This window comes from Clostridium sp. (assembly GCF_021443865.1).
Classification (GTDB): domain Bacteria; phylum Bacillota; class Clostridia; order Clostridiales; family Clostridiaceae; genus Clostridium.
Window position 1 is genome coordinate 10,621 of sequence record NZ_JABUTB010000078.1, and the last position, 10,609, is coordinate 21,229.

Annotated in this window: 12 protein-coding genes; 3 read left to right on the plus strand and 9 right to left on the minus strand. The window is 27.4% G+C overall.

Features of this window, described 5'->3' with window-relative positions; translation table 11 throughout:
- The coding region (locus HUJ77_RS12355) for a class I tRNA ligase family protein (protein WP_291709069.1) at positions 1-1,453 on the plus strand (1,453 nt) is incomplete at its 5' end.
- A gap of 68 nt (positions 1,454-1,521) precedes the next feature.
- On the opposite strand, the gene HUJ77_RS12360 is transcribed toward HUJ77_RS12355, so the two are convergent.
- Together HUJ77_RS12360 and HUJ77_RS12365 are read right to left on the minus strand one after the other, a co-directional pair.
- Complete coding sequence (locus HUJ77_RS12360; protein WP_291709070.1) at positions 1,522-2,091, minus strand: VTT domain-containing protein; 570 nt, start codon at positions 2,089-2,091, stop codon at positions 1,522-1,524.
- A gap of 30 nt (positions 2,092-2,121) precedes the next feature.
- A complete protein-coding gene (locus HUJ77_RS12365; protein WP_291709071.1) occupies positions 2,122-2,865 on the minus strand; it encodes a hypothetical protein in 744 nt (247 codons plus the stop codon).
- Between the two features lie 185 nt (positions 2,866-3,050).
- Here HUJ77_RS12365 and HUJ77_RS12370 point away from each other — a divergent pair, with 185 nt between their 5' ends.
- Positions 3,051-3,383 carry a HesB-like protein gene (locus tag HUJ77_RS12370; protein WP_291709072.1) on the plus strand — a complete coding sequence of 111 codons (333 nt, stop codon included), beginning with the start codon at positions 3,051-3,053 and terminating at the stop codon, positions 3,381-3,383.
- A gap of 94 nt (positions 3,384-3,477) precedes the next feature.
- Here the strand turns inward: HUJ77_RS12370 and HUJ77_RS12375 are convergent, their stop codons facing one another.
- The 7 genes from HUJ77_RS12375 to HUJ77_RS12405 form a co-directional block, all read right to left on the minus strand.
- Positions 3,478-4,347: a methionyl aminopeptidase gene (locus tag HUJ77_RS12375; RefSeq protein ID WP_291709073.1), complete on the minus strand. Its 870-nt coding sequence runs from the start codon at positions 4,345-4,347 to the stop codon at positions 3,478-3,480.
- Between the two features lie 138 nt (positions 4,348-4,485).
- Entirely contained in the window at positions 4,486-5,142 is a 657-nt protein-coding gene (locus tag HUJ77_RS12380; protein ID WP_291709074.1) for a hypothetical protein, read from the minus strand.
- A 178-nt stretch (positions 5,143-5,320) separates the two neighbouring features.
- The gene (locus tag HUJ77_RS12385; protein ID WP_291709075.1) at positions 5,321-6,664 is read right to left on the minus strand and encodes a VWA-like domain-containing protein; all 1,344 of its coding nucleotides are present in this window, start codon (positions 6,662-6,664) and stop codon (positions 5,321-5,323) included.
- A gap of 11 nt (positions 6,665-6,675) precedes the next feature.
- On the minus strand, positions 6,676-7,761 hold the full coding sequence (locus tag HUJ77_RS12390; protein ID WP_291709076.1) for an AAA family ATPase: 1,086 nt from the start codon (positions 7,759-7,761) through the stop codon (positions 6,676-6,678).
- Positions 7,762-7,775: 14 nt separating this feature from the next.
- Positions 7,776-8,549 carry a hypothetical protein gene (locus HUJ77_RS12395; RefSeq protein WP_291709077.1) on the minus strand — a complete coding sequence of 258 codons (774 nt, stop codon included), beginning with the start codon at positions 8,547-8,549 and terminating at the stop codon, positions 7,776-7,778.
- 244 nt (positions 8,550-8,793) lie between these two features.
- Positions 8,794-9,579: a hypothetical protein gene (locus HUJ77_RS12400; protein WP_291709079.1), complete on the minus strand. Its 786-nt coding sequence runs from the start codon at positions 9,577-9,579 to the stop codon at positions 8,794-8,796.
- 17 nt (positions 9,580-9,596) lie between these two features.
- Positions 9,597-10,157 carry a TetR/AcrR family transcriptional regulator gene (locus HUJ77_RS12405; protein ID WP_291709081.1) on the minus strand — a complete coding sequence of 187 codons (561 nt, stop codon included), beginning with the start codon at positions 10,155-10,157 and terminating at the stop codon, positions 9,597-9,599.
- A gap of 150 nt (positions 10,158-10,307) precedes the next feature.
- On the opposite strand from HUJ77_RS12405, the gene HUJ77_RS12410 reads away from it, so the two are divergent.
- Positions 10,308-10,609, plus strand: a 302-nt coding sequence (locus HUJ77_RS12410; RefSeq protein ID WP_291709083.1) for an N-acetylmuramoyl-L-alanine amidase, incomplete at its 3' end; no start/stop codon positions are given.

Sequence of the window (10,609 nt, forward strand, 5' to 3'; positions counted from 1 at the left end):
TGCTGTTATGGCTGTTCCAGCTCATGATGAAAGAGATTTTGCTTTTGCAACTAAATTCAATTTACCAATTGAAAGAGTTATTACTAGTAAAAATGGTAAAAATGAAGAATTACCTTATTGTGAATATGGTAAATTAGTTAATTCAGGTGAATTCGATGGACTTACAACTGAAGAAGCAAAAGAAAAAATAGTTGAAAAGTTATCTTCTATGAACCTTGGTTCAGCAAAAGTTAATTATAGATTAAGAGATTGGCTTGTATCTAGACAAAGATATTGGGGTGCACCAATTCCAATAATACATTGTGATGATTGTGGAACAGTTGCAGTTCCTGAAAGTCAATTACCAGTTGAACTTCCATACAACGTTGAATTTGCACCAGATGGAAAATCACCACTTGCTAAATGTAATGAATTTGTAAATACAACTTGTCCAAAGTGTGGAAAAGCAGCTAAGAGAGAAGTTGATACTTTAGATACTTTCGTTTGTTCATCTTGGTATCAATTAAGATATCCAGATAGTAATAATACAGAAAAAGCATTTGATAAAGATATAGTAAATAAAATGCTTCCTGTAGATAAATACGTTGGTGGCCCAGAACATGCTTGTATGCACTTATTATATGCTAGATTTATAACTAAGGCTCTTCGTGATATGGGATACTTAGATTTTGATGAACCTTTTAAATCATTAACTCACCAAGGTTTAATACTTGGTCCAGATGGATTAAAAATGAGTAAATCAAAAGGAAATACTATTTCTCCAAATGATTATATTTCTGAATATGGTTCTGATGTATTTAGAATGTATTTAATGTTTGGATTTGCCTATGTTGAAGGTGGTGCTTGGAGTGATGACGGACTTAAATCTGTTGCAAGATTTGTAGACAGAATTGAAAGATACCTTGAAACTGCAAGAGAATCTATAGAAAAAGGTGAAAATAACAAAACTACTATGGATAAAGCAGAAAAAGAATTAAACTTCTGGTTACACAATGCAATTAAAGGCGTAACTGAAGATTCTGATAAAATGCAATTCAATACTGCAATCGCAAGAATGATGGAATTTGTAAATGCTTTATCTAAATATCTACAAGAAGATGTTAAGAACTTAGAATTCTTAAAGAATACTTGTATGGACTTCTTAAAGATATTAGCACCATTTGCTCCTCACTTTGCTGAAGAACAATGGAGTTTACTTGGATTAGAGTATTCAATCTTTAATCAACCATGGCCAGCATTTGATGCTAAAGCTTTAGTTAAAGATGAAGTTGAAATTGCAATTCAAGTTAATGGAAAGATAAAAGCTAAAATTAATGTTCCTACAGATTTAGATGAAGAAGGAATTAAAGCTGCTTCATTAGCTAATGAAAATATATTAGCTGCAACTGAAGGAAAAAATATAGTTAAAGTTATCGTTATTAAAGGAAGATTAGTAAATATAGTAGTTAAATAAATTTCTTTAATACACTTAAATAAAAAAAGGCACTTTGGTGCCTTTTTTATTTATTTAATAATTCCACTTCAATTGCTTTCATTATTTACCCTTAATTTTTTTATTGTAAAATATAATAGAGATATTCCAATTAAGGTAAACCCTAATCTTATATAATTTTGTTGAATATTAATTAAATCATAACTAATTAAAGCTTCAAGGGCTATAGATGGTATCTTTCCTAAAAATGTTGCTAAATTAAAGATAGTTCCATTTATATTACTTATAGCTGCTGCTAAAGTTACAAAACCAGAAGGTATAAATGGTATTAATCTGCCTTCAAAAATTAATAAACCCACTTTCTTTCCTCTTCCTTCTGAAATCGCTTTTAATAATTTATGTTTATCTTTAATATTTTCTACACCTTTTTTAAATCCCAATCTATATACTATAAAGGTTATATATCCACCTATTACTTCTCCTAATAAAGAAATTATAAAACCCCAAATTGGACCAAAAAACACTATATTAGCTCCAGTAATAAATATGGATGGAACAACTCCTAATAAAGCAATTATTATGCTTATAAGTAAAGATATTGGAATTGAATACATACTATACTGTTGAAATAAATCCACTATATAATTTAAATTAAACATAGCTATAACTTTAATATTCTTTTCCTTAGTTTAATAATCTAATGCTTCTTTAAAGTCAGCTAGCACTTTACTTACTAACTTTTCATCAAGTGGCTTATAATATTTCAACAAATTAGCTTCTTGGAGTGCTGCAAATATACTCTTACTAATTTCCATCCATAATTCAGGTATATATACCCATACTATTTCTTCATATTTGCAGCTTAAAAGGAAATGCTCCATTCCCCAAAATAAATACTCTTCTATTTTATGTATTTCATTAAACTTTACATAATCTTCTACTACCCTAGAACGTAATTTATATTCATAAATATCTACATAAAAATAATCAAAGTCTTCGCTATTAGCTTCAAAAGCATCTTTATTTATTATTTTTATCTTTTCATTTCTTTCAAAACTTGAATAATATAAATCTATAACATCCTTTTCTTGCTCATAAACTACAACTTCACTTACATTTGGCTTTTTTGCTAATTCTTGAGCTACATATCCAAGACCTAAACCTACTACACCCACTTTTCCTTTAGCATGTTTAATAAACATATATGAGCTTTCTATTTCAAGAGGCGATATTCTCATCCAAATATTATCAGGTCCTTGTAGTTCTATAATATCTGCATTTATTCTCCCCTTTCTTCTATACATATATCCATCTATAAAATCACTATTATTACTTTTCTTTATTATCTCAAAGCTTCCAATTCTTCCTTCAGATATGGAAGCATTATATTCTTTAACTTTATCATACACATAGTTATTATCATACGGTTTCAAAATAAAACATCCCTTCTACTTAAATGTCAAGTTACTTATAAATATAATTATATTTATCATATAATATAATGACAATAATTATTTATAAAATTTTACTATGTTTTGCATAAAAAAACACTTGATATTTAAAATTACTATGTTATACTAGTGATATAAATTATCATTTAGAAATAGAAGGTGAAAATATGGATAAGATTTTAATAAGTGAAGAAGCTTACCAAGAATTCAAAGGATTTTTAGACGAAAATGAAGTAGATAATTACAGCATCAGAATCAACTTAGCTGGATTTGGATGTAGTGGTCCTTCTTTTAATATATCTGTTGATGACGTAAAGGATGGAGATTTAACTCAAAAAGTTAATGATATAGTTTTCGTTGTAGAAGAAAAATTAGTAGATGAATTCGGTGGATTTAGATTACTTTCAACTGATGAAAATGAAGGAAGAGGATTATCTCTTAAACCTTTAATTGAAGTTGAAAGTGGCGGATGTGGATCTTGCGGTGGCGGATGTCACTAATTATCAATAATAATTTGATAACATAAAAAAAACTCAAGCTTATGGCTTGAGTTTTTTTTATAAGAAAAGGCACATAAGTGCCTCTATCTAAATATTACCATGCAATAATTTCTGCTCCATCTTCTGTAACTAATACTGTGTATTCCCATTGTGCTGAATATCCACCATCTGCTGTAAATACAGTCCAATCATCATCTTCATCCACAAAAACTTCATAGTCTCCTTGATTAAGCATTGGCTCAATAGTAAATACCATTCCAGGAACTAAAACCATTCCTTCCCCTCTTTCTCCAACATGGGCAACAAAAGGTTCTTCATGAAACTCTATTCCAACTCCATGACCACCAAAGGCTCTTACTACTGAAAATCCATTCGCTTCTGCATGCTCTTGAATAACAGCTCCAATATCACCTAAGAATCCCCATGGCTTTACTGCTGCTAATCCCTTATCTAAACATTCCTTAGTAACTCTAACTAGTTTTTCATCTTCTTCAGATACATTTCCAATCATAAACATTCTTGAAGCATCTGAATAATATCCATTATATATAGTTGATACATCAACATTAACTATGTCACCATCCATTAGTACTGTGTCTTCACTTGGTATTCCATGACATACTATATCATTAATTGATACACATACGCTCTTTGGATAACCATCATAATTTAATGGTGCAGGAATAGCTCCACTATTAACAGTAAAATCATGAACTAACTTATCAATTTCCTCTGTGTTCATACCTAATTTTATTTTTTCTTGAACTAAATCCAACACTGCATTATTAATTTTTGCACTTTCCCTTATTCCTTGAATTTGTTCTTCATTCTTTATCATATCTCTTGTTGGAACTTCATAACCTTTATGCTTTAATACCTCTAATTTCTCATCAAATTCCAAGTGGCACTTCTTGTATTTCTTACCACTATTACACCAACATTGATCATTTCTATTTAAATTCATAACCTACCTCCTTAATACTATATTGCTTATTAAGATTTTATCAAATAGTATTATTTATCATCTATATAATAATATATAACAANATAATATAAAAAAGGAGATGATTAACTATAAAAAATAGTTTCCATCTCCTAAATATTATTCTTTAAATGTAAATTCATAATCTGAATAAGGTTCAATCACAGTATTCATACCATCTAAAATATCTATCCAATAAGATTTTTTGATATATGTAATTTCCCTATCATCAATATCTACATCTTTTAACTTGGTTTCGTTAAAATCTTTATAAAAGCTATTAAGTTCACTAGTTAAATTATATATTTCAGTAAAATTATCTAATGCATCTCCCACTAAAATTACTTTTTCATTATTAGTTCTCATTTCATAATTTAATTGTTCAAATAGTAAACTTTCCACTCTTGAATACACTTCTGTCGGTATTTTATTTGGAATTTTAGATTTTCTATTTATTGAAATTATTTCTTCTTTCCCATACTCTTTATAACTTATCCATAAAGCAGTATATTCCTTTGATATAGAGCTATAATTCTTATATAAAGATAATAGCTCTTCATTACTAACGCTTTTTGCTTTTAGACACTGGTCTAAAATAGCTAGTGAACTTTCGTTTCTGCTTCTAATTTCTTCAATACACTTATATGTTTCTTTACCTATTATTATTTTATATCGAGAGTTCATTATTGAAGTGTATACGTTTATGAGTAAACTAACAAACAAAACAAAAATAATTAATAAGACACTAGCATTCTTGCTTATTCTAAAAGATTTCATAATACACCCCCACATAAAATTTATTATATCATAAATTATTCTTTTTTTCCAGTATTCATATACCTCCTGTTGTAAGCTACTAAAATGGATACTAATCCTTAATTTGCAAACAAAAAGAGACTCCTTAAGGAGCCTCCATAATACTTTAAATTAGTTTTAAATATTTATTTTATATTTATTAGTAGTACCTTCCATGCTCTTGTTGATATTCTTTTATCATATCAAGTCCAGCAGTTCCACCTTCACCTTTTTCAACCTGAACAAAAATTCTCTTTATTTCTCCAAATGGTTCTTCTAAAGATAATTCTTCATCTCCAGTTATTACCCATATTGTATTAGATTTGAAAGGCTTTACCTCTAATTCCTTTTCTCCAACTCCATCTGTAAAATAAATTAATACAGAATTTCTTAAGTTGTTTTCTCTTATATATCTAAATACTGGTGAGAATTTCGTAGATCCATTTTTAGAAGATCTCTTTTTAATATCATTTTTTGATTTTATTTCATATATACGTCTTATTTCATTATCACATTCTATTACAGTTATTTTATTTGTTCTAGTTCTAGTAATTTCTAAGACTTCAATTAAAATCTTATTGAACTCCTCTTCACTCATAGAAGCACTTATATCTAAAGCAACTATAACCTCTGGAACATTATTAGGAAGTGTTCCTCTTAAATCTAACCTCTCAGGTTGTCTTCTATTTCTTCTCATTATAGTTTTCTTTTCTCCTGCTCTTAATGAAGGTATTACCTTCTTAAGAGCATCTTGCCAAGATATCTCTGCTTTTTCAGTATAAGAGTCAATAATTCCTACTATGTCCTTTGGAGCTTTTCCTTTATAAGAACCAATGGCAGTTTTCTTAGTTAAGTCTCTAATAGAATCTTGAGTAAGAGTACTTTCTTCCCACACATCATGAGCTTTAGAAATATCTATCATTTCACCTATATCATTGTTTTTGTCATCCTTCATAGTATTTGTTAACTTAGATTTAATTGCTTTCTCAATTTGTTCAGCATATATTTCAATTGGCTTATCTTCCGTTAAATTAGAGCCATACTCTTTGTTAACTCTTTCAATCTTATAACTATACATAGGAAGGTTTTTTATAAATTGATTAATAGATATATCTACTGATAAATTAACTGCAAGATTAGTATATTTTTGTTTAAGAATTCTTTCTCTTTCATGATGTCCATACATAATATGATAAATCTCATGTTTAAATAATGCTTGCATTTCTCTTTTATCACAAGCTAAGAATAGTAATGGATTAAAGTACATTCTAAAGCCTTGCATTTTAGGTATTGTTGCTAAAGGCCAGGTAATATTAAATCTAATACTTCTTTCTATCCTAACCATAAATTGTCCGAAGAAACCATCTTCGCCTTCAAGCATATCAATAATTACAGTTTCAACTAATGAAAAAAACTCTCTTTCAAATCCGCTATAAATTTCTCCATTTTCTTTTATATCTAAAGCTTGCTTTAATAAGCTATCTCTTCTTTCTTCAAAACTCATAAGATCTCATCCTATTCATAAATACTAAAGAAGGAATCTAAGAACATATCTTCATATAATAAATCCATATAGGTTTCTTCTTTTAAATCGCCCTTTATCTCTTTCATAATACCAAGTCTTAAATCCTTTGGATAACAAGTTAATAAATCTGCAAATAACTTTCTATTTACTTCATTATTATTTTCATTTAGATATCTTATTGAATTCTTAGCTAGTATATATAATCTTGAATGACTTTCTCCTCTTAATTGTTCTTTCACTTCTACAGGTAAAATTAAGTAAGAGAATAAATCCTCTGGTTTAATTAACGGATTCTTTATATTTTTAATATAATTAATAAAGTCAGTTGCAATACTTACTCCCACATTTCCTTTAACTACATTATAAAAAGTATCTATTGAGTAATTTTCAATCTTTCTTAAATAAACATTATACGCTTTAGCAACTCTCTCCCAGCTTCTTGGAGTTGCTTTAATTGATTCATTTGAATTGGTAACATTTAAGAATTCAGGGAAATTAGATAAAAACTCTATAATGTGATCATGTACATTTACTTCACCATTCATAGCCCATTTCAACCATTCCTTAATATCTGAGCTTAGTTCCACCCAAACAAATCTATCTTCTTGTGCATTATCCATATCTACTACTTGATAGTCAGTATCTTCAAATCCATCATACTTGTTAGAAGGATTCATTGCTGCCATTATTTTTACATTTTCATTTAACTTATATCCATTAATTTCTCTATTTAATATTAAATTCATAAGTTCTTGTTGAACTGCATGCTCACATCTATTAAGTTCATCTATAAATAGCATTACTCCATTATATTTATTATCTGATATAGCATTATCAATTTCTATTAGTTTATAATGAGTTGCATATCTTGTCCTACCGCTATCTACAATTGGAAGTCCACCGATTTCTCCTTCTTTTAATAGATTTGCATCTATGTTTACTAAATAATAATTTTCTTCATTACATATTCTTTTTACTAATGAAGTCTTTCCTATACCTGCTTCACCAATTACTAAAGGAACACTACCTGATTCTAATACTAGTTCAACAGTATTTATAGCTTCTGAAAATTTCATCTTCTCACCTCTATTTATCTTGAAAGTTTATAATCCACTAAAAATACTTTAGCTTTCTTACTTCCATATGCTTTTATAAAATTAATTTTATTCATCTCTAGTATTTCTAATTCTAAAAAGTCCTTTATATACTTTTCATCAATTGATTCTTCTTTTACTTTTTCAATAACAACATTAACAACAAAATCTACATCAATAGAATCATATACGTATTTAACGATTTTTATATTATCTCCAATTAATATTTTTAATTCATCTAAATTAAAGTTAATATAATTAATAGCTTCTTCATTTCCTCTAATAGCTTCTCTTCTAACTTCCAATGTAGGGTTATTAATAAATTTTATAGCTGCCCAATACTTATTAACTGCAGCCAATTGAACCTTTTCTGATGGTTCCTTTATATACTTTATTGAATCATAATCCTTTGAAACTGCCTTTAATTGAATTTCTTCAGTAGGATTTTCTATAAACTGAATAGCCCACCCCTTAGCATTTACTGCTTCAAGTTTGACTCTATCTGTAGGATTTTTAATATACTTTAATGAATTCCAAAGTAACCTAACTGCTAAAACAGCATTTTCTTCATCTAAATCTTCAATATATTCAATAGCTAATGGATTACTTTTAATAGCTATTCCCTTTATAGTATTACTTGGATTTTTTACATACTTTATTGCCAATCCATTTTTCTTAACTGCTTCTAAGATTACTTCTTCACTTGGATTGTCTATATATCTTATATGCAGTGGATTATCATAAATCTTTTTTAACTCGTTATTTTCCATGTTTCTTCCCTTCTTAGTTATGAACTTTTTCTATATTTTTCGATTAATAGTCAAATTTTATTCCATTCTATTATACATCATTAAATTAATAATTACTATCACTATTATTTAATAGTAATTATTTAATAATACTGATAAAAACCATTACATCTCCTTTAAAATCAAAAAAGGTAAAAGTATCTTTAAATACCTTTACCTTACCATCCGTATAAAGATTTCTACTTAATAATATTACACTATATTATCACTTATGTTCATGATTTCTTATATGATTTTCACAATAACACTTTTTCCCTGAACATTTAGAACAATATCTAAATTCCATTTTAGGATCTTCCTTTTCTGTAATTCCACAAACTACACATTTATGAATAATTTCTCTTTCTTTTATCTGTGATTTAAACTTTTGTTGTCTTCTATAATTTATAGCACCAGTAGTTGTACCTGTAAAGACCTCTTTTCCAAAGAACAAGAAAAAGTTTAGAAGTGGAACTAAAGTTAATATTTTACCTCCAATTGATGCTGCTGATAAGAAGCTATATCCTATAGCAAGCCAGTTAAATATGGCTAAGTATTTAACCTTAATTGGTAATATAAAAAATAATAATATTTGAAAGTTTGGATACACCTTAGCAAAGGCTAAAAATAATGAAAGATTAATAAAGGTTCCAGTAGCACTAACTCCAGATATCATTACAACAATAATAGTAGTAATCATTCCTATAAGGTAATAAAAATTAAATTTAAATCCCCCCCACTGATGCTCTAGTCCAGTACCAGCTAAGTAATAAAAATACATTGAAAATATAAATGAAATTATAGAATAACTTGATGGAACAAATATAAAGGTTATAAGTCTCCAAACTTCTCCACTCATCACCGCATTTTTATTTAAAATTAACATATCAGCTATATCTCTGCCCATATAACTAAATGCAAAAACTAATATTTGACCACAAATAATAATTAGCATTAAATTCCTTATATAAAACTTTCCTATTTTTCTTTCCAGTTTATTTAACCAATTCATACAAATAGCTGTCTCCTTTATAAATTATTTCTTACTATATACAATAAATCTTCTATAGAAAAATCAGCATTCTTCATAGATAAAGTTATCATATTGTTTATTAAAAAAGATGTTAACTTTCTAGTTTCAATATTCATAGTTATATCTTTATTTTCTTTATGCAATTCAATTATTTCATCAATAATTAAATATAATTCATCTAATAAATTATATTTAGGACAAGAATGAGATTTATTATCTTCATCTAATTTTTCTTCCTTTGTAAGTTCAAAAAACACTTCTCTATGATATATTAAAAACTTTTCTAATCCTAAATATATTAATTTTATTTTTTCTTCAAAGGATATTTCTTTTACTTTAACAGTTCTTAAATCTTCTATTATATTTATCCATATCTCATTAAATATTTCTCTAACTAAAGACATCTTATTGGCAAAATAATTATATACTGTCCCTAGGCCAATATCACATCTATTGGCAAGTTCTCTCATGCTAAAATTTTTATAACCTTTAGCTTCTAATAGCTTATAACCTTCTTTTAGTATTGTTTCTCTTGGATTTTGTAAAACTTTAGGCATGGTCCTTCCCCCTTTTATTATAGTTTATATCAATATTTATATATTATCAACCAATGACATAACACTTATTCTTTTCCATTTATTTACATTTAACTATATTGTTAGTATAATTATATTATGTAAATTATTATGAAATAAGAGGAAATTTATATGGCAAAACCTAAGTTTGATATTGCATACAAAAGAAAACTTCTTTATAAGCGTAAAAAAAGAAGACAATTAATATTTCGATTTAGCCTTTTATTTATTTGTATTATAGTATTTTCACTTTTTTTATTATTTAGTAAAAAGTCTTCTGTTAATAAAAATATTACAGCTTCAACTACTAGTAATAATAATACAGATAATAAAATAGTAGTTTGTATAGATCCAGGTCATGGTGATTGGGATACTGGTGCAAAAGGCTTATCTGGTGTTCTAGAAAAAGATATAGTTTTAGATATTTCACTAAA

Coding starts and splice junctions, on each gene's coding strand:
- HUJ77_RS12385 (WP_291709075.1), bottom strand. CDS start 6,664: ATGAGTTTTGAAGAAAGAAGAGATAGCTTATTAAAGCAAGCTTTAGAT.
- HUJ77_RS12395 (WP_291709077.1), bottom strand. CDS start 8,549: ATGGAAAATAACGAGTTAAAAAAGATTTATGATAATCCACTGCATATA.
- HUJ77_RS12380 (WP_291709074.1), bottom strand. CDS start 5,142: ATGAAATCTTTTAGAATAAGCAAGAATGCTAGTGTCTTATTAATTATT.
- HUJ77_RS12360 (WP_291709070.1), bottom strand. CDS start 2,091: ATGTTTAATTTAAATTATATAGTGGATTTATTTCAACAGTATAGTATG.
- HUJ77_RS12405 (WP_291709081.1), bottom strand. CDS start 10,157: ATGCCTAAAGTTTTACAAAATCCAAGAGAAACAATACTAAAAGAAGGT.
- HUJ77_RS12400 (WP_291709079.1), bottom strand. CDS start 9,579: ATGAATTGGTTAAATAAACTGGAAAGAAAAATAGGAAAGTTTTATATA.
- HUJ77_RS12370 (WP_291709072.1), top strand. CDS start 3,051: ATGGATAAGATTTTAATAAGTGAAGAAGCTTACCAAGAATTCAAAGGA.
- HUJ77_RS12375 (WP_291709073.1), bottom strand. CDS start 4,347: ATGAATTTAAATAGAAATGATCAATGTTGGTGTAATAGTGGTAAGAAA.
- HUJ77_RS12390 (WP_291709076.1), bottom strand. CDS start 7,761: ATGAAATTTTCAGAAGCTATAAATACTGTTGAACTAGTATTAGAATCA.